The organism is Kribbella sp. NPDC059898 (assembly GCF_042730855.1).
GTDB lineage: Bacteria > Actinomycetota > Actinomycetes > Propionibacteriales > Kribbellaceae > Kribbella.
In genome coordinates, this window is record NZ_JBHWKR010000009.1 from 331,965 (window position 1) to 351,003 (window position 19,039).

The 19,039-nt window shown below is 68.3% G+C and carries 17 protein-coding genes; 9 read left to right on the forward strand and 8 right to left on the reverse strand.

The genetic code is table 11. From position 1 onward, the window contains the following. The first annotated feature begins 5 nt into the window (after positions 1-5). Positions 6-2,075: a prolyl oligopeptidase family serine peptidase gene (locus ACFV9C_RS27870; RefSeq protein ID WP_380198231.1), complete on the forward strand. Its 2,070-nt coding sequence runs from the start codon at positions 6-8 to the stop codon at positions 2,073-2,075. Here ACFV9C_RS27870 and ACFV9C_RS27875 read toward each other — a convergent pair. After that, a complete protein-coding gene (locus tag ACFV9C_RS27875; protein WP_380198234.1) occupies positions 2,002-3,099 on the reverse strand; it encodes a hypothetical protein in 1,098 nt (365 codons plus the stop codon). The two genes, ACFV9C_RS27870 and ACFV9C_RS27875, sit on opposite strands and share 74 nt — an antisense overlap. 82 nt (positions 3,100-3,181) lie before the next feature. Between ACFV9C_RS27875 and ACFV9C_RS27880 the strand changes: the two genes are divergently transcribed. Together ACFV9C_RS27880 and ACFV9C_RS27885 are read left to right on the forward strand one after the other, a co-directional pair. Next, entirely contained in the window at positions 3,182-3,631 is a 450-nt protein-coding gene (locus ACFV9C_RS27880; RefSeq protein WP_380198237.1) for a MarR family winged helix-turn-helix transcriptional regulator, read from the forward strand. Next, a complete protein-coding gene (locus ACFV9C_RS27885) occupies positions 3,628-4,938 on the forward strand; it encodes an MFS transporter (RefSeq protein ID WP_380198238.1) in 1,311 nt (436 codons plus the stop codon). The genes ACFV9C_RS27880 and ACFV9C_RS27885 overlap by 4 nt, the downstream gene beginning before the upstream one ends. Here the strand turns inward: ACFV9C_RS27885 and ACFV9C_RS27890 are convergent. After that, the gene (locus ACFV9C_RS27890) at positions 4,935-5,636 is read right to left on the reverse strand and encodes a DUF4429 domain-containing protein (protein ID WP_380198240.1); all 702 of its coding nucleotides are present in this window, start codon (positions 5,634-5,636) and stop codon (positions 4,935-4,937) included. The genes ACFV9C_RS27885 and ACFV9C_RS27890 overlap by 4 nt on opposite strands. Positions 5,637-5,690: 54 nt before the next feature. Between ACFV9C_RS27890 and ACFV9C_RS27895 the strand changes: the two genes are divergently transcribed. After that, positions 5,691-7,094 (forward strand): mycothione reductase, encoded by a 1,404-nt coding sequence (locus tag ACFV9C_RS27895; RefSeq protein WP_380198242.1) that lies wholly within the window; start codon positions 5,691-5,693, stop codon positions 7,092-7,094. Positions 7,095-7,239: 145 nt separating this feature from the next. On the opposite strand, the gene ACFV9C_RS27900 is transcribed toward ACFV9C_RS27895, so the two are convergent. Then, the gene (locus ACFV9C_RS27900) at positions 7,240-8,418 is read right to left on the reverse strand and encodes a helix-turn-helix domain-containing protein (RefSeq protein WP_380198244.1); all 1,179 of its coding nucleotides are present in this window, start codon (positions 8,416-8,418) and stop codon (positions 7,240-7,242) included. A 287-nt stretch (positions 8,419-8,705) separates the two neighbouring features. Between ACFV9C_RS27900 and ACFV9C_RS27905 the strand changes: the two genes are divergently transcribed. Continuing rightward, positions 8,706-8,924 carry a hypothetical protein gene (locus ACFV9C_RS27905; protein ID WP_380198246.1) on the forward strand — a complete coding sequence of 73 codons (219 nt, stop codon included), beginning with the start codon at positions 8,706-8,708 and terminating at the stop codon, positions 8,922-8,924. Between the two features lie 438 nt (positions 8,925-9,362). Here ACFV9C_RS27905 and ACFV9C_RS27910 read toward each other — a convergent pair whose 3' ends face one another. Continuing rightward, a complete protein-coding gene (locus ACFV9C_RS27910) occupies positions 9,363-10,799 on the reverse strand; it encodes an LLM class flavin-dependent oxidoreductase (protein WP_380198248.1) in 1,437 nt (478 codons plus the stop codon). A 34-nt stretch (positions 10,800-10,833) separates the two neighbouring features. On the opposite strand from ACFV9C_RS27910, the gene thpR reads away from it, so the two are divergent. Genes thpR through efeB form a run of 4 tightly spaced genes read left to right on the forward strand, consistent with a single transcriptional unit; the run spans position 10,834 to position 14,692 of the window. Beyond that, a complete protein-coding gene (gene thpR / locus ACFV9C_RS27915; protein ID WP_380198250.1) occupies positions 10,834-11,397 on the forward strand; it encodes an RNA 2',3'-cyclic phosphodiesterase in 564 nt (187 codons plus the stop codon). Positions 11,398-11,442: 45 nt separating this feature from the next. Further along, a complete protein-coding gene (gene efeU, locus ACFV9C_RS27920; protein ID WP_380198252.1) occupies positions 11,443-12,291 on the forward strand; it encodes an iron uptake transporter permease EfeU in 849 nt (282 codons plus the stop codon). Between the two features lie 14 nt (positions 12,292-12,305). Beyond that, on the forward strand, positions 12,306-13,445 hold the full coding sequence (gene efeO / locus ACFV9C_RS27925) for an iron uptake system protein EfeO (RefSeq protein WP_380198254.1): 1,140 nt from the start codon (positions 12,306-12,308) through the stop codon (positions 13,443-13,445). Continuing rightward, positions 13,442-14,692: an iron uptake transporter deferrochelatase/peroxidase subunit gene (gene efeB, locus ACFV9C_RS27930; RefSeq protein WP_380198255.1), complete on the forward strand. Its 1,251-nt coding sequence runs from the start codon at positions 13,442-13,444 to the stop codon at positions 14,690-14,692. The genes efeO and efeB overlap by 4 nt, the downstream gene beginning before the upstream one ends. Here the strand turns inward: efeB and ACFV9C_RS27935 are convergent. From ACFV9C_RS27935 to ACFV9C_RS27950, 4 genes are all read right to left on the reverse strand, one after another. Beyond that, a complete protein-coding gene (locus ACFV9C_RS27935; RefSeq protein ID WP_380198257.1) occupies positions 14,685-15,524 on the reverse strand; it encodes a carbohydrate ABC transporter permease in 840 nt (279 codons plus the stop codon). The genes efeB and ACFV9C_RS27935 overlap by 8 nt on opposite strands. Further along, the gene (locus ACFV9C_RS27940) at positions 15,517-16,482 is read right to left on the reverse strand and encodes a carbohydrate ABC transporter permease (RefSeq protein WP_380198259.1); all 966 of its coding nucleotides are present in this window, start codon (positions 16,480-16,482) and stop codon (positions 15,517-15,519) included. Before ACFV9C_RS27940 ends, ACFV9C_RS27935 begins: the two co-directional genes overlap by 8 nt. A gap of 2 nt (positions 16,483-16,484) precedes the next feature. Beyond that, the gene (locus ACFV9C_RS27945) at positions 16,485-17,798 is read right to left on the reverse strand and encodes an ABC transporter substrate-binding protein (protein WP_380198260.1); all 1,314 of its coding nucleotides are present in this window, start codon (positions 17,796-17,798) and stop codon (positions 16,485-16,487) included. A 116-nt stretch (positions 17,799-17,914) separates the two neighbouring features. Continuing rightward, positions 17,915-19,015: a LacI family DNA-binding transcriptional regulator gene (locus ACFV9C_RS27950; RefSeq protein WP_380198261.1), complete on the reverse strand. Its 1,101-nt coding sequence runs from the start codon at positions 19,013-19,015 to the stop codon at positions 17,915-17,917. Positions 19,016-19,039 lie beyond the last annotated feature (24 nt).

Below are 19,039 nucleotides of genomic sequence, written 5' to 3' on the forward strand. Positions count from 1 at the left end.
GCAGAGTGGACCCGCTCGAGGACTTCCCCGCCCAATCCGTACGCACCGGCCGTTTCACCCACGGCCTGCCCAGGTCCTTCACCCTCGGTGACGAGCATGTGCTGTTCCTCCGGACCACCGGCCCGGAGGACCGCACCAGTTGCCTGTGGCAACTCACCGCGAACGGCGAGGAACAGCTCGTGGTCGCGCCCGAGGACCTGCACGCCGACGGCTCGCTCCCGGAGGCGGAGCGGGTACGGCGGGAACGCACCCGCGAACGGACGTCGGGCATCGTCGCGTACTCCGCCGACCGGACCGCCCGGCAGCTCGTCTTCGCGCTCCAGGGCGTGCTGTACCACCTCGACGGCCTGGACGCGCTGCCCCGCGAGATCTGGACCGCGGGCCGGGTGGTGGACCCGCGGATCGACCCGACCGGCCGCCGGGTCGCGTACGTCACCGGCCGCGAGCTGCACGTCGTGGATCTTGCCGACGGCAACGACGTGGCGGTGGCCGCGGACGACGACCCCGAGGTCGGCTGGGGCCTTGCCGAGCACGAGGCCGCGGAGTCGATGGGCCGGACCCGCGGGCACTGGTGGTCGCCGGACGGCACCCGGCTGCTCGCGGCCCGCGTCGACCTGACGCCGGTGCGGCGCTGGTGGATCGCCGACCCGGCGAACCCGGACCGGCCGCCCCGCGAGGTCGCGTACCCGGCGGCCGGTACGCCGAACGCGATCGTCACGCTGCACGCGTTCGACCTCACCGGCGGGTCGGTCGAGCTGCGCTGGGACCGGGCGGCGTACGAGTACCTGACCGCGGTGACGTGGGACGCGCACGGCCCGCTGTTCGCCGTACAGTCCCGCGACCAACGGACGCTCCAGGTCCTCGCGGGCGATCCGGACACCGGCGTGACGAAGCTCCTGCACGAGCAGCGGGACCCGGCGTGGGTCGAGCTGATCTACGGAACCCCCGCCCGGACGGCGTCCGGGAAGCTCGTGCACCCCGTCGACGACGGCGAAACCCGGCGGCTGACGATCGCCGGCGTACCGGTCACGCCGGCCGGCCTGCAGCTCCGCGGTGTCCTCGACGTCACCGGGGAGGCGGTGCTGTTCGAGGCGAGCGACGAGCCGACGGAGAGCCACGTCTGGCAGTACGACGGCACGCTCCGCCGGCTCACCGACGTACCGGGCACGCACACCGCGAGTCGCACGGGCGACACCCTCCTCGTCGAGTCGAACACCGAGACGCGCCGGTCCTTCGTCGTACGCCGCAACGGTCAGCCGGAGCGGACGATCGACTCCCGGGCCGCCGAGCCGGTCGTCACGCCGCGGATCACCTGGCTGCGCGCGGGCGACCGCGAACTGCGGACCGCCGTACTCCTCCCGTCCTGGTACGAGGGCGGCACGCTCCCGGTGCTGATGGCGCCGTACGGCGGTCCTGCGATGCAGCTGGTGATGCGCCGGTCGAGCGGGGCGTTCGCGACCGCGCAGTGGTTCGCGGAGCACGGGTTCGCGGTCGTGATCGCGGACGGCCGTGGTACGCCGGGCCGCGGGCCGGCGTGGGAGAAGACCGTGCACCTCGACAACCTGACGGCGCCGCTCGAGGATCAGGTCACCGCGCTCCACGCTGCGGCGGAGCAGACGGGCGCCCTGGACCTCAGCAGAGTCGGCATCCGCGGCTGGAGCTACGGCGGCCTGCTCGCCGCGGCCGCCGTACTGCTCCGTCCTGACGACTTCCACGTCGCCGTCGCGGGCGCCGCACCGGCCGACCAGCGCCTGTACGGCACCCACTGGCGCGAGCGGTTCCTCGGGCACCCGGACGAGAACCCCGAGGTCTACGACCGCCTGTCGCTGATGACGTACGCCGCTGACCTCCGCCGTCCGCTGCTCCTGGTCCATGGGCTTGCCGACGACAACGTGTTCGTGGCGCACACGCTCCGGCTGTCCGCGGCACTCACCGCGGCCGGCCGCCCGCACCAGGTCCTGCCGTTGTCGAATGCCACCCACATGGCCGACACCTCAAGCCTCACGCACTACGAGTTGGGCTTCCTGTCAGCCCATTTGACTCCCGCAGCGCCAGGTACTCCGTCCGCGCCGTGAACAGGTCTCGGAGTTCCGCGCTGACGTTGTCGAGGAAGTCGGTGCGGAACGTCGAGTCGGTGAGCAGCGCGATCGAGTAGTACAGACCGGTGAAGTTCGCGATCCCGACCGCGACCTTCACCAGCGACGCGCTGACGAGCAGTGGGTGGTGCATCAACGTGATGTCGTACGACCAGGAGCCGGGCGTCACGCCCCACTGGTCGTAGACGTGTTTGCTGATCGCAAGCATCCCGAACCCGATGAAGAACAGGCCGACGCCGGCGCTCACGACCAGGACCTGCATCCACTGCCGGATCACCAGGTTGATGCTCAGGTTCATCCGCTGGCTGCGGCGCAGCGGCGGTCCGGAGCCGGCGTCGCGCTCGATCGCGTCGACCTCGTGTGGCAGCCGGATCAGCAGGAAAAGCGTGCTCAGCGCGGTGAACGCGACCATCAGCAGCACGATGAACGCGGTCGGCATGCCGCCGAAGACCTGCCACATGTCCGCGGTCACGAAGAGGACCAGGGAGAAGACCAGCAGCAGCGGGAGTGCGCGGACCAGGCTGGCCACCGAGTTCCCGAGCTCGCTCGCGAGCCGCCGCAGACCCCAGTACATCGTCGCGATCAGGCCGTAGCCGACCACGACGTACACGATGCCGACGAGCACCAGGTTCCCGAGCGCGATGCCGAAGAACTGGCGGACCTGCTCCTGGGTGACCACCGGCAGCAGCGCCGGGAGGAACACGAACACGGCCAGCTCGGGGATGCCGAAGCGGGTCGGCAGCGACCAGAACGGGCGCCCGCGGAACCGGTTCAGCAGGCCGAACCCGACCACCAGCGCGACCAGACCGCCCAGCGCGGCCAGCAGGTTCTGCCACCAGTGCCAGTCCAGCGACGTGGCGCCGAGCATCTCGACTCCGAACACCACCACGAGCAGCGGCGCCGCCCGCGTGAAGATGTCGTGCGTCGGCGAGAAGTCCTCGATGAACAGCGGCAGCCCCGCGCGCCGGAACCGCTGCTCGTACCGCTCCAGCTGGCCATTCATGCCCGGAACTCTAGCGGCCCGGGAATACCAGCCCCTGGTTCTGGGTTTTTATTTAGCAAAGGTAATGAGTTAAGGTAAAGACATGCCCGAGGTCGTAGCGCAGCAGGTGAAGAGTGACGTCGGACTGGCGAGCGCCCTGCGGTCGTCGACGCTGCGGCTGTCCCGGCAGATCCGCCGGCAGCGCGAGCCCGGTCACGACCTCACCGCGAACCAGCTCAGCGTGCTCGGCGCGCTGTCCAAGCACGACGCGATGACGATCGGCGAGCTGGCCGCCCACGAGCAGGTCAAGCCGCCGTCGATGACGCGGATCGTCACCAACATGGAGGAGGCGGGCCTGGTGGTCCGCCGCCCGCACCCGACCGACAAGCGGCAGATCGTGGTCGAGCTGACCGGCCGCGCCGACGAGCTGATCCTGGCGAACCGCCGGCGCCGCGACGAGTGGCTGCAGACCAAACTGAAGCAACTGACCCCCGAGGAGCGCGACATCCTGCGCAAGGCAGCACCTGTTCTCGAACGACTGGCGGCTCGATGAGCCCCACGTTCGCCGCCTTCAAAGTCCGCAACTTCCGGCTCTACGCCTCCGGCGCGATCGTCTCGAACGTCGGCACCTGGATGCAGCGCGTCGCCCAGGACTGGCTGGTCCTGGAGCTGACCCACTCCGGTGCCGCGCTCGGCATCGTCACCGGCCTGCAGTTCCTGCCCGCCCTGATCCTCGGTCCGTACGCCGGGGTCCTGGCCGACCGGATGCCCAAGCGGCAGCTGCTGACCTACACCCAGATCGCGATGGGCTTCGTCGCGCTGATCCTCGGCGGTCTGACCGTCGTCGGCGTCGTCCAGCCGTGGCATGTGTTCCTGCTCGCGCTGCTGTTCGGTGTCGGTACGGCGTTCGACGCGCCGGCCCGGCAGGCGTTCGTGGTCGAGATGGTCGGCCGGGACGAGCTGGCCAACGCGGTCGGGCTGAACTCGGCCTCGTTCAACGCGGCCCGCCTGTTCGGCCCGGCGCTGGCCGGTGTGCTGATCAGCTGGATCGGCACCGGCCCGGTGATCATGGTCAACGCGTTCACCTACATCGCGGTGATCGTGTCGCTGCGGATGATGCGCGTCGCCGAGCTGTACACGCCGAAGCCCGCGGCCCGCGAGAAGGGCATGATCCGGGACGGCATGCGATACCTGTGGCGGCGGCCGGAGCTGATGATGGTGCTGGTCACGGTGTTCTTCGCCGGGACCTTCGGGCTGAACTTCCAGATGACGTCGGCGCTGATGGCGACCGAGGCGTTCCACAAGGGCGCGGGGGAGTACGGCCTGCTCGGGTCGGTGCTCGCGATCGGGTCGCTGTCCGGCGCGCTGCTGGCCGCCCGCCGGGTGCGGATCCGGGCCCGGCTGGTGATCGGCGCGGCGGTGCTGTTCGGGTTGTTCGAGATCGTCAGCGCGCTGATGCCGACGTACCTGACGTTCGCGCTGGTGCTGCCGCTGGTCGGGCTGACCTCGCTGACCATGCTGACCTCGGCGAACGCGACCATGCAGCTGAGCATCGAGCCGACCATGCGCGGCCGGGTGATGGCGCTGTACATGACGCTGCTGATGGGTGGTACGCCGATCGGCGGCCCGTTCATCGGGTGGGTCGGCCAGACGATGGGCGCCCGCTGGTCGCTGATCGTCGGCGGCGGGCTGACCGTGGTCGGTGCCGTCGGGTCGGTGCTGTACTTCTCCCGCAAGCGTGGCCTCTCGATCCGCCCGCGGCTGCTCCCGCGCCCGCACCTCGAAGTACTGCCCCAGACCGAACTGCTCGCCGACAAGGCGGCTGTGGACGCGGCCCCGACGAGCCCTCGGGTGGCCTAAGGGCGGATCCGGGTCAGCAGGCGGGCGGCGAAGAACAGTACGTCGAGGTCGGCGCCGCGGGCGCTGACCATCGCGGCCGGGTCGTGCTTCGGCTTCGGCCGGTCGAGCGGCGTCCGGTCGGTACCGATCCGCAGGTAGCCGCGGCCGCCGAGCCCGCCCTGTTCCGGGCGCCACCGCACGTCGAGGATCGTGTCCAGCCGCACCGACCACGGGTTGCCGTGCGCCTTCTTCCGGCGCCCGGCGCGGCGCTCGTAGGTGAACGTGAGCTGCCCGTTCGCCACCGACAACGTCGCGTCCCGCCCGGCGATCCGGTCCGGCGCGGGCGGCGGGGCGAGCAACCAGCGCGCGGCGGCCGCCGGTACGTCGCGGCGGGAGAGCGTACGGCGGATCTCGCCGGCGACCCGCTCCGCGAGCGCGGGATCGGCCCCCGGGAAGTCGTACAGGTCGCCAAGGACCTCCACACCGCTGACCGCCTGCAGCGGATCGGCCCCGTCGCGGAGCACGAACCGCAGCCCGTCCCCGGCCACCTCGACCGACTGCAGCGCCTCGACCGGCAGCACCCGTTCGCCCAAGCGCGCGAACAGCGAGCCGGCCATCGGTTCGAGCCCCGTCGGCGTCCGGTCGTACCGGATCCGTAGGGTCCCGACGCCGTCCCAGACCACCGTGCCGTTCATGCTCGCCAGCTCACCACCTGCCACCTACCCATTCTCCCTGGTGAGCGGGTCGATTGCAGGTAACGCGCACAATGGGGTGTGACCACTTACGACCTCGTCGTCATCGGGACCGGCTCTGGGAACACGATCGTGAACCGGCGGTTCGCGGACCGGAAGGTGGCGATCGTCGAGCGCGGGACGTTCGGCGGCACCTGCCTGAACTTCGGCTGCATCCCGACCAAGATGTTCGTGCACGCCGCCGACGTCGCCGCGACCCCGGCGGTGAGCTCGCGGTACGGCGTCGACGAGCAGCTGCTGGACGTCCGCTGGACCGACGTACGGGACCGGATCTTCGGCCGGATCGACCCGATCTCCGCCGGCGGCTCCGAGTACCGGCACCACAACGCGGACAACGCGAACGTGCACATGTACGACGGGACCGGGCGGTTCACCGGGTTCAAGGAGCTGACGGTCGACAACAAGGACGGGTCGACCAGCGTGTTCGGCGGCGAGCGGTTCGTGATCGCGACGGGCAGCCGGCCGATCGTCCCGCCGATCCCAGGGCTCGAGGAGACCGGGTACCACACCTCGAACACGATCATGCGGCTCGACGAGCTGCCGCGCCGGATCGCGATCATCGGCAGCGGGTTCGTCGCGGCCGAGTTCGCGCACGTGTTCGGGGCGTTCGGCGTCGAGGTGACGATCGTGGCCCGGTCCGCGGAGCTGCTCCGGTCCGAGGACGCCGAGGTGGCCGCGCGGTACACGGAGATCGCGCGGCAGAAGTACGACGTACGGCTGAACCACGAGACCGTGCACGTCTCGCGGCAGGACGACGGCACGGTACGGATCAAGATGCTGCACCCGGACGGCACCGACGAACTGGTCGTCGACGAACTGCTGATCGCGGTCGGCCGCGAACCGAACTCGGACCTGCTGAACCTCGCCGCGACCGGCGTCGACGTCGACAGCGCCGGCCGCGTGGTGGTCGACAAATACCAGGAGACGAACGTCGAGGGCATCTACGCGCTCGGCGACGTGACGAACCCGCACCAGCTGAAGCACGTCGCGAACCACGAGGCCAGGGTGGTGAAGCACAACCTGCTGAACCCCGACGACCGGATCGAGTCCGACCACCGCTTCGTCCCGCACGCGGTCTTCAGCTCACCCCAGATCGCCTCCGTCGGGCTCACCGAGCAGCAGGCACAGGAACGCGGGATCCCTTATGTGACAGCGATCCAGCGGTACGCCGACATCGCCTACGGCTGGGCCATGGAGGACACCACCGGCTTCGCCAAGGTCATCGCCGACCGCGCAACCGGGCAGATCATCGGCTGCCACATCATCGGCCCGCAGGCGCCGACCGTGATCCAGCCGGTCATCCAGGCGATGAGCTTCGGCCTCGACGCCTACACGATGGCCCGCGGCCAGTACTGGATCCACCCGGCAATGCCGGAGCTACTCGAGAACGCGCTGCTGAAGCTGGACGTACACCCGAAACGCTGAAGACAAAGGCAAAGGAAGGGAAGACCAAAGAACAAGAGCAAAGAAAAGAAGGGATTCAGAGAGGTGGTCGGCTACGGTGATCGGCCGGAAGCCCGTCGCCTGCCGCCGACCTCGGTGTGTTGAGATCGAGCTTGTCGGCAGGCAGTCAGCCTGTGCGGAGTGACTCGCCGAAGTCCCGTACAAGTGCTTCGCCGGCGTATCGGCTTCGCAGTTCGTGGTTCAGTTCGTGGGCCACCATGTAGAGGTGCACGCGACTCTGGCGACCGGCCTTCAGCCCTTCGCGACCGAGGTTGACGGCCTGCTCCAGATCGCCGTCGCGGCCGGCCACGAACGCGAGGGTAAGGCGACTCTCGGCAATCCGCATCGGGCTCAGCTCGGTGCCGTCGGGCGCGGTGTTGTCGCGGATGACCGCACGTGCGTAATCGCCGGCGAGGTCGTCGTCTCCCGCCATCCGGTGGACGTCCATCGCGTAGTAGTCCCATTTCGCGGGGTCGATCTTGAAATGGTTGTCCGGGCGGTCGGGATACGGCATGCCGTCGAGCATCGCGCGACCCTCAGCAAGAAGATCCGCCAACCCGGATTCACCGAGACGAGCGCGGGCCTTGGCCTCCTGGGCGATGAGCTGGACGTGCACGCTCGACGTACCCGCTGCTGCCTGACCGCGGCGAGCGGCGGCGACCGCCTGGGGAAACCGACCTTGCGTGAGCGCGAACCATGCTGTCATTTCATGGCCCCAGCCAACAATTTCCGGGTGGCCGGCCTCTTCGCCGAGCTGTTGCGCGGCAATTCGGGTCGACTCGGCGGCGGTCATGAGGCCGAGGTCGTATTCGACGCATCCGGCGAGGAGCGCGAGGTAGCCCGCGGCCACCAATAGCTCCTGATGAGCCTTCAGGCCAACGGGGCGGCTGAGCAGGGCTGAAACCCGTTTCAACCACTCGTGAGCCTCCTGGCGAAGCTCCAGGGCGTCGCGGCGATTGTATTGACAGCACAGCTCTTGGACCGTGGAGTGCAGGACTTCCAGGGTGTCGGTGGTCGTGTCGCTGGCGCGCATACGGTGAACGAGTTCGGCCGTCTGCCAAGGCATCTGCTCCAGCCGGAGAACGTCGGCGCCCTTCGCGGCCACGATGAGAGCGCCTTTGGCGCGGAGCGCTGCGTCACAAGCACGGGCGAGGTGCTCGGTGGGCATCTTGCGCCCGTTCTCCACGTTCGAGAGGTAGCTACGGCTGAAGTTTGTAGCCCGAGCGAGATCCGCCAGTGACCACCCGCGATGGTTACGGTATTCACGGAGTCGGCTCCCGAACGTCATGTCCCCAGTGTTACCCATGTGCGTATCCCTGTCTTCCGATGCGGAGGGATACGCGGGAACTGTCGCCGACGGGCGTGGAACGCGGCAGCCTGTGACCATGAGTGACGGGGTTGAGTGGACAGGGGGGAAGCACCGCGACTACCGCCGGCACCGGTTCCCGACGGTGACCGGTGGCCAGAGATGCGATCGGCACAGGAGATCGCGAACGAACCGTGCGACGGCGTGCACCCGGAGACCGCGGCGCTGTGCGTGCTCAGGTGGCACCGCGGCTGCCACCGCGACGCGACGGGGGGCTGAGTGGCTTGATGCGTAGGTTGCTGCCGGATCGCGTCTACTTCTGGCTCGTCGTACGGAAGCGCTGGTCGCCGTGGGCGCGCGGGTACGACGCGGGGTTCAACGACGGCATGGACTGTGCGGCGTTCCACGCCGACCGGCTCGTAGACAAGACCGAGGCTGCGAGCCTCGACGTCAGCCGCCTACGCGAGCTCGCGGACCTGTACCGCGAAGAGGCGGGCCAACTGTAGACCCGGTGGGGCGGCGTGCTGACCCCTGCATCCGCGCCGCCCCGCCGTACCAACTGCTGAGCTACGATCGAAGGAGACGAGATGCCGAGAGACAACCGGCCACCGCAGCAGGTCTGCCCGTCGTGCAGAGGTACGGGGTGGAAACACAAGCGGGAGGCGCGGATGAAGAACGGCAAGATGACGACTGAGAACGTGCAGTATCCGTGTCCGCAGTGTGGAGGATCAGGGTGGACGAACCGGGGACGATAAACACGATCTGCCCGACATGTGAGGGCAGCGGTGGTATCCGCGTTGCTCGCGGGATCGTCCACATGCAAGGCAACCAGCCGTCCGGGCCGGCCGCTACCGCATGGGTCCTCGAGGAGTGCCGAACCTGCGGCGGCGAGGGGAAGCTGCCAGGATTCCAGCCACCTGTCTGACGGTCCCATGACCTGCTGTCTACATCCGGAAGGCTGAGATCACGTCGGCGACGACCTCGACGGTCTCGAGGTCGGGGAGGCTGAGCATCACCTCGGACACCCCGGCCTCGGACAGTTCCCGGAACCGCCCGATCTGGTCGTCGACCGTTCCCGCGTTGACGGTTGCGGCGTACTTCTCCGGGTTGACGTTGCGCGGGCGGAGGGTACGGATCAACTGGTCGAGCTGGTTGCCGTCCTTTCCTACCAGCGTCGTCGAGAGGTGCGTGAGTTCGATCGGTTTCCTCAGCTGCTTTGCTCGTTCGCGTACTGCGGCCACGTCGCCGAAGACGTTCACCGCATCCGCGTAGCGGCTTGCCAGCCGGAGGGTCCTGGGCCCGCTCCCACCAACCAGCAAAGGCAAATGCTCTTGCAGGGGACGCGGATAACAAGTGGTGTCCGGTACGTCGAGCACTTTGCCGTGGAAGGGTTTGTTGCCCGGTCCCCATAAAACGGGCAGCAGCTGCAACGCATCCTCCAGCAGCGCATACCGTTCACTCACCGACGGAAACGTCCACCCGTACGCCTTGTGCTCGGCCTCGAACCACGCCAGCCCGACCCCACACACGGCCCTCCCACCACTCAACACGTCGAGCGTCGCCGCGATCTTCCCCAGATGCGCGACATTCCGGTACGTGATCCCCGAAACCAACGTGCCCAGCCGAACCCGCGTCGTACACGCCGCGAGATACCCGAGCGTCGTCCAGCTCTCCAGGAAGTCCTCCCAGGCCCGCCCCACCTGCGGAATCTGCCGGAAGTGGTCCATCACGTAGATCGCGTCGAACCCAGCCGCCTCGGCCCGCCCCGCGACCTCCCGGATCCACTCCGCCGTCGGCCCCTTGTGCGTGTACGAGCTCAGCTGCAGCCCGAACCGCAACCCCACCGGCGCCTCCGACTGCCGCGCCCGCGCCGCCCCCGACTCGACGAACGCCGTCGGCACGACCCGCGCCGCGGCCGGCTCGAGTAGGTCGTCGTACCCCTCACCCGCGAGTTCGCCCTTGACGCCCCGCCACGCCCGCAACTGCGAGGTCAGCACGTCGGCCGGAATCCGCTTCTCCGCCCGCTCCCGGTTCCGCCGCCGGCACTCGTCGGCCGGCGTGTCGAACGCCACCGCGACACATGCCATCCCCGCATCCCGCGCCGCCGCCAACCAGCGCACCCGCCGTTCCCGATCCAGTCCCAGGGTGTCGATCACAGTCGTCAACCGGCGGCCGATTCGTTGCTCCACCACCTCCTCCAGCAACGCGAAAGCGTCCGTACTGGCGGCGATGTCGTCCTCGCCGGACCCCACCAGCGCCCGCAACCGATCACTGGAAACGATCAACTCCGGCGCGAAGTGCTCAGCGGCCCACGTCGACTTCCCCGCCGCCCCGGGACCGGCCAGGATCACCAGACACGGCGCGGGCAACTTGAGCTCCATGAAATGCAGTTTCCACCACCGCTAGCATTTTCGGATGCGATTGTTCGTGGCCGTGGTGCCACCAAACGAGGTTGTGGAGGATCTGAGCAAGTTCGTCGAGCCCCGCCGGGAGCATCCGGACGACGACATCCGCTGGGCGTCGGACGAGCACTGGCACATCACGCTGGCGTTCCTCGGCGACGTACCGGACTGGAAGACCGAGGAGCTGGAGGAGCGGCTGGAGCGGGCCGCGGGACGGCAGCGGCCGTTCGAGTTGGAGATCGCCGGAGCCGGCGCGTTCCCCGGCGTACCGGATGCCCGGGTGCTGTACGCCGGGGTCCGCGACGACAGCGAGTCACTCAAACACCTGTCGACGACCACCCGCGCCGCGGCCAACCGGGCCGGGGTCGAGGTCGAGGGACGCAAGTTCACGCCGCACCTGACGCTCGCGCGGCTGCGCCGGCAGTTGGACGTGACCAAGTGGGTGCGGATCTTCGAGAACTACCAGGGCCCGGCGTGGACCGCGGGCAGTCTGCAGCTGATCGAGTCCCGGCTGGGCGAGGGCCCGGGCCACAGTGCGGCGTACGTCACGGTAGGCGAATGGGACTTCTTAGGCTAACCTCATCAAGGTTAGCCGTACCTAAGAAGACGAAGGTCTCCCGCCATGCTCGCGAACTATCTGATCGGTCTGCGTGAAGGACTCGAGGCGTCGCTGGTGGTCAGCATCCTCGCGACGTTCCTGGTCAAGTCCGGGCATCGGGATCGGCTCAAACTGGTCTGGATCGGTGTCGCCACGGCCCTCGCCGTGGCGGCCGCCGCCTGGGGCCTGCTGCAGTTCGTCACCGCGCTGACCGCGAAGTCGTTCACCACCCAGGAGACCGTCGGCGGCGTGATGTCGATCCTCGCGGTCGGCTTCGTCACCTGGATGATCTTCTGGATGCGCAAGGCGTCCCGGAGCATCGCCAAGGAGCTCCGCGACCGGATGGGCCAGGCGCTCGAGGTCGGCTCCCGCGCGGTCGTCATCCTGGCCTTCCTCGCGGTCTTCCGGGAGAGCATCGAGACCGCGTTCATCGTGTACGCGTCCGCCGCCACCGCGACCACCGCCGTACCGCTGATCGGTGTACTGCTCGGCCTCGCCACCTCGGTGCTGCTCGGGATCGCGATCTACAAGGGCGCGGTGAAGGTCAACCTCGCGGTGTTCTTCAAGTGGACCGGTGCGGTGCTGGTGCTGGTCGCGGCCGGCATCTTCGCGTACGGCTTCCACGACCTGCAGGAGGCCGGCATCCTGCCCGGGATCGGCCATCTCGCGTTCGACGTCTCGCACGTGATCCCGCCGGCCAGCTGGTACGGCGTACTGCTGAAGGGCATCTTCAACTTCAACCCGGCACCGACCGTGCTGGAAGCGACCGCCTGGGTCGTCTATCTCGTGCCGGTGCTGTTCCTGTACTTCCGCCCGGTGAAGAGTTCCACCCCGCCTGCCGTGCCGGCGACGACCGCCCACAAAGCGGCCTGAACCTCAGGAGAAACATGTCTGCGTCATTCGGCCGCAAGGCCTCGATCGTTGGTGCCGTCATCGGTCTCGCCGCGCTGTCCGCGTGTGCGAAGAACGAGCCGGCCGCGAAGGACGACGGCACCGGTCCGGTGTCGGTGAAGGCGTCCGACTCGGCCTGCGACCTCAGCCGCCGGGACGTGAAGTCCGGGACGAGTACGTTCTCGATCTCGAACGGCGGCAGCAAGATCACCGAGTTCTACGTGTACGCCGACGGCGACCGGGTGATGGGCGAGGTCGAGAACATCGGCCCCGGGCTGAAGCGGGACCTGATCGTCGAGCTGCCGACCGGGAAGTACCAGGCGGTCTGCAAGCCCGGGATGGTCGGCGACGGCATCCGCGGCGACCTGACCGTCACCGGTGACGCGCCCGCGCAGACGTCCGAGGACGCAGCGCTGAAGCAGGCGACCGAGAGCTACCAGCGGTACGTGAACTCGCAGGCGGTCGCGCTGGAGCAGAAGACGGCCGAGTTCACCGCCGCGGTGAAGGCCGGCGACGTGGCGAAGGCGAAGGCGCTGTACCCGGTGTCACGGACGTACTGGGAGCGGATCGAGCCGGTCGCGGAGTCGTTCGGCAACCTCGATCCGAAGATCGACGCCCGGGTGAACGACGTCGAGCCCGGCACCGAGTGGACCGGGTACCACCGGATCGAGCAGGCGCTCTGGGTCTCCAACAGCACCAAGGGCATGGAGAAGTACGCCGACCAGCTGCTCACCGACGTGAAGACGGTCGTGGCGAAGGCGAAGGCCGTGAAGTTCAACCCGCTGCAGATGGCGAACGGGGCCAAGGAACTCCTCGACGAGGTAGCCCGCGGCAAGGTCACCGGCGAGGAGGACCGCTACTCGCACACCGACCTGTGGGACTTCCAGGCGAACGTCGAAGGCTCCCAGGCGGCGATCCAGGCCCTCCGCCCCGCCCTGCAGACCCGCGACGCGGCCCTCGTCACCCAGCTCGACACGAACTTCAAGGCAGTCTTCACCGCCCTCGACAAGTACCGCACCGGCGACGGCTTCAAGCCCTACACCGCGTCGGAGCCCGAAAAGAAGGCCCTCGGCGCCGTAGTGGACGGCCTCGCCGAACCGGTCAGCCAGGTAGCCGGAGTAATCGCAAAGAAATGACCGACGGTAAGGGGATTTCGAGGCGCGGCCTGTTCGGGGCCGCGGGTGCTGCTGTTGCCACCGGGGTCGCCGGATACGCCGCGCACTCGGCGCTCGCGACCGACAAGTCACAGGCGGCGGACAACAACGGGCCAGTGGAGTTTCATGGGCCGCATCAGGCGGGGATCACCACGCCGGTGCAGGATCGGCTGCACTTCGCGGCGTTCGACGTGACGACGACCAAGCGCGAAGAGCTGATCGCGCTGCTCAAGGAATGGACCGCCGCGGCCGCGCTCCTCACCGCCGGTCGCGACATCGGCCAGTACGGCGCCGTGAACGGCCCGGACGAGGCACCCCCGGAGGACACCGGCGAGGCCGTCGGCCTGCCGCCGGCGCACCTGACGATCACCGTCGGCTTCGGCCCGTCCCTGTTCGACCAGCGCTTCGGCCTCGCCGCGAAACGCCCGAAGGCCCTCGTCGACCTCCCGCACTTCATCGGCGACGACCTCGAGGAAGCCCGCTCGTACGGCGACATCGCCGTACAGGCCTGCTCCGACGACCCCCAGGTCGCGGTGCACGCGATCCGCAACCTCGCCCGGATCGGCTTCGGCCGTACGGTCGTCCGCTACTCCCAGCTCGGCTTCGGCCGGACGTCGTCGACGTCCCGCGCCCAGGCCACCCCGCGGAACCTGTTCGGCTTCAAGGACGGCACGAACAACCTCAAACTCGAGGACGCCGCCAAGCTCGAGCAGCAGCTCTGGGTGCAGCCCGAGGACGGCCCCGACTGGATGGTCGGCGGCTCGTACCTGGTGTCGCGCCGGATCCGGATGAACATCGAGATCTGGGACCGTACGTCGCTCGGCGAGCAGGAGGCGGTCGTCGGCCGCGGCAAGGGCACCGGCGCCCCGCTCGGCAAGGCGGACGAGTTCGACGCGATCGACTTCGCCGCGAAGAACTCCGACGGCGAACCGAAGGTGCCGGCCGACTCGCACGTCCGGCTCGCGCATCCGGACTTCAACAACGGCGCCGAACTCCTCCGCCGCGGCTACAACTTCGTCGACGGCTCCGACGGCCTGGGCCGCCTGGACGCCGGCCTGTTCTTCCTCGCCTACCAGCGCGACCCGCGCAAACAGTTCATCCCGATCCAGAACCAGCTGGCCAAGAACGACAAGATGAACGAGTACATCCATCACGTAGGCAGTGGCATCTTCGCCTGCCCACCCGGCGTGCAGCCGGGTGGGTTCTGGGGCGACAAGCTGTTTACTTGACCGCGCCCGCGGTGACGCCGGCGACGAAGTGGCGTTGTGCGAGCAGGAAGCCGATGACGACGGGAACGCTGACCACCAGGGCGGCGGCCATGATCTGGTTCCAGTAGATGTTGGTCTGCGTCGAGTACTGCCGCAGCCCGACCGACAGTGTCCGGTTCGCCTCGGTGGTCATCACCGACGCGAACAGGACCTCGCCCCACGCGGTCATGAACGAGTAGATCGCCACGGCGATCACCCCGGGCCGCGCGGCCGGCAGGACGACCCGCCAGAGCGCGCCCATCGGACCGCACCCGTCCACGAGTGCGGCCTCGTCGAGCTCGCGCGGGATGCTGTCGAAGTACCCGGCCAGCATCCAGATCGAGAACGGCAGGCTGAACGTCAGGTACGTGATGATCAGCCCGAGCCGCGTCCCGACCAGCTGCAGCCCGAACGAGTTGTTGATGTTCACGAAGATCAGGAACAGCGGCAGCAGGAACAGCACGCCCGGGAACATCTGGGTGGACAGCACCGTCGTGGTGAACACCGTCCGCCCGCGGAACTTGAACCGCGACACCGCGAACGCGGCCAGAATGGCGATCGCCACCGAGAACACCGTCGCCGACACCGACACGATCGTCGAGTTCACGAAGTACTTCGCCAGCGGCACCGTCTTCCACATGTCCACGAACGGCGCCAGAGTGAGGTTCGACGGCCACCAGGTGAACGCGCCCTGCACGTCCTTCAGCGGTTTCAGCGACGACGTGACCATCACGTACAGCGGGACCAGCACGAACAGCCCGAGCACGGTCAGCGTGACGCCGCGGTAGATCTTGAAGCCTCTGGTCTCACGCACGACGCGTCCTCCTTCCGGTGACGAGCAGATAAATGCCGGTGACGATCATCAGGAAGATCAGCAGCAGCACGGACATCGCCGCACCGGTACCGAAGTTCCAGGTCAGGAACGACGCGTTGTAGATGTGGAACGTGATCAGGTCACCGGCCGGCGGCTGTGCCGTACCGAACAGCACGTACGGCGTGTTGAAGTCGCTGAACGTCCACAGGAACAGCACAAGCACCAGCACGAGGTTCACCGGACGCAGCGACGGCAGCGTGATGTTGCGCCACTGCCGGATGTTGCCGGCGCCGTCCACCGACGCGGCCTCGTACAGGTCCCGCGGGATGCTCTGCATGCCGGCCATCAGGGTGAGGAACGCGAACGTCCACAGCTTCCACCCGGCCACCGTGATCAGTGCGACCAGCGCGTTGCCGCCGATCAGCCAGAACGTCTTGCCGTCGCTCAGGTGCAGCTGGTGCAGGACGTGGTTCACCGCCCCGGTGTCCCGCTGGAGCATGAAGTTCCAGGTCAGGATTCCGGCGTACGCCGGGAGCGCGTACGGCACCAGGAACAGCGTCCGTACGGCGCCGCGGCCGCGGAACTCGGGCTGCAACGCGACCGCGGCCGCCATCCCGAGCACCCACGAGAACGCGACCGTGACCAGCGAGAACACGATCGTGACGCCGAAGGACTTCAGCAGTCCCTGCCCGACGGCGTTGTTGAAGTCGAGCGCGACCTTGTAGTTGTTCAGTCCGGCGCCGGGCGCGGAGGACCAGTTCGCGATGAAGAACTTGGTCAGCTTCACGAAGCTCATCCAGATCCCGACCAGCATCGGGATGATGTGGATGAGCAGTTCCAGCAGGACCGCCGGGGCGAGCAGTGCGTACGGCAGCCACCGGTTCAGTCCCGGACGGTGCTCGGGGCGGCCCCGGCGCTTGGTCTGCGCCGGAGCCGCGGTCTCGGTTGCGACGGCCATCGTCAGCTGCTCGCCGCCACCTGGTCCTCAGCGGTCTTCAGCGCCGCCTTCACGTCGTCGGCGCTCACCGTCCCGCCGGTTGCGATCTTCGCGAACATCGAGTTCATCGCCTTGCCGACGGTGCTCTCGAACTGGTCCTCGGCCGGCACCAGCGGCAGCGGCTTGGACTTCGTGTTGTAGATGTCCTGGAAGGTCGCGGCCTCGGCGGCGTCGGTGGTGAAGTTCGGCTTGGCGTCCTTCAGCACCGGCAGCGCGGAGAACGGCTTGTCCAGCGTGCTCTGCGTGGTCGCGTCGGTCATGTACTTCACGAACTTCAGCGCCGCGTCCTTGTGCTTGGTGTTCTTGAACACCGACAGGTTGATGCCCGCGACGTGGCTGGCGACCTGCTCGCCACCGGACGGCGCCGGGAACGGTACGACGCCGTACTCGCCGGCCTTCATCCCGTTCGCGACGATCGAGGAGTCGGCGTTGTTCTGGTTGATCACCATCGCGACCTTCTTCGTCGCGAAGTCGTTCACCGACTTGGTGCCGTTGTCGTACTGCGCGTTCGACGGGTTCGCGACCTTGTCCTTCTGCATCAGGTCGAGGTACCGCAGCACGCCCTGGACGTTGCCGTCACCGGTGAACGTCGGCTTGCCGTCGCTGCCGAACCAGTCGGCCTTGTTCTGCGCGGCGTCGATGAACGCGAAGTGCACGTTCTCGGTGTAGCTGCCGGCCGCCAGCGCCATACCCCACTGCTTGCCCGGGATGGTCAGCTTCTTGGCGTCGGTGACCATGTCCTCCCAGGTCTTCGGCGGCTGCAGCCCGGCCGCGGCGAACATCGCCTTGTTGTAGTACAGGCCGTAGGCCAGACCGTAGAGCGGGACCGAGGTCGGGTCGGTGCCTTCCTTGCCGCCGGTCGCCAGAGCCGTCGGCACGAACTTGTCCTTGCCACCGATCGCGGTCATCGCGTCGCCGTCGAACGGCAGGAACGCGTCGGTGGCCTGCAGCGAGGCGGCCCAGGTGTTGCCGATGTTGACCACGTCCGGCGCCTGGCCGGAGGTGATCGCGGTCTGGATCCGGGTCTGCAGGTCGTTCCAGCCGATCACCTCGAGGTTGACCTTGATGCCGGTGTCCTGGGTGAACTTCTGCAGGACCGGGGTCAGCACCTCCTTGTCGTTGTCCAGGCTGGTGCCCTGGTTGCTGGCCCAGTAGGTCAGCGTCTGGTCCCCGGAACTGCCGCCGGAGGAGTCGTTCTTGCTGCCACCACCACAGGCGGCCAGGCTGACTCCCATGGCGGTCGCAGCCACCGCGGCTACAAGCGAACGCAGTCTCACGTCGGACTCCCTCGTCCCGTTGCGAGCCCCCGCGGACCTGCGGGGGCGGATCGGCCCCATACTGACCTAACCGGTTAAGTTTCGAAACCCTAACCGGTTCAGTAGAAGCGTGTTCGTTACGACCTCGTGACCTGGGAGGGGCCGGAGGACTCCCGTACCCGCAGTGCGCCCGCCGGCGCCTCTTCGTGCAGCGTGGAGTTGCCGGTGACGATCCGCAGCAGCAGATCCGCCGCCGCCCGCCCCCGCTCCATCGTCTTCTGGTCGACCGCGGTGATCCCCGGCCGCGCCAGCTCGCACAGCGGCGAGTCGTCCCACGCCACCACCGACACCTGCTCCGGCACCGCCGTACCGAGATCCATCGCGACCCGCAGCGCCGCGACCGCCATCAGGTCGTTCCCCAGCACGATCGCCGTCGGCGGGTTCGGCCCGGTCAGCAGTTGCCGGGTGAGCTCGGCCCCGTCGTCGTACCGGTAGCTGCCCTCGACGTGCCGCACGGTGATCCCGCGCCGCACCCCGCCCTCGTGCAGCGTCTGCACCCGCGACCGCTCGTGGATGAACGTGAACGGCCCGCTGATGTGCGCGATGTCGGTGTGCCCGAGCCCGACCAGGTGGTCCAGGATCAGGTCGACCGTTTCCGACGACGAGCTGATCAATCGCCCGACCGAGTCGTCCGGCTCGTTCGAGCTGACCACGACGCACGGTACGCCGAGTTCCTTCAGCAGCGGGATCCGCTGGTCGTCCTCGAGCTCGTCGAACAGGATGAACCCGTCGACGCGGCCTTGGCGCGACCAACGCCGCAGTACGTCGAGGTCCTCGCCGTGCTCGCCGGTGAGCCGGAGCAGCAGCGAGGAGTCGACCTCGTTCAGGTACTGCTCGATGCCAACCAGTGTGCGCATGTAGAACGCCTCGGTGGAGATCAGCGTGGGGTCCCGGGCGATCACGATCCCGATCGTCCGGGTCCGGCTCGCGGACAGCGCGACCGCGGCGGAGTTCGGGTGGAAGCCGAGCTCCTCGGCCAGGTCGAGCACCCGCTGCCGGGTCTCCTCGCTGACGCCGGCGCGGCCGTTCAGCGCGTACGAGACCGACGCCTTGGAGATCTGCAACCGGCGGGCGAGATCGCTGATCGTGACGCGATGACTGCGGCGCGTGCCGTTCGGTGGGCCGTCGGCGCCGTCGGTGCCGGCGTCGCCGTCCGCGGTGGATCCGCTCGTCGTCATCGCCCGGCCACCCCTCGCGCAGAC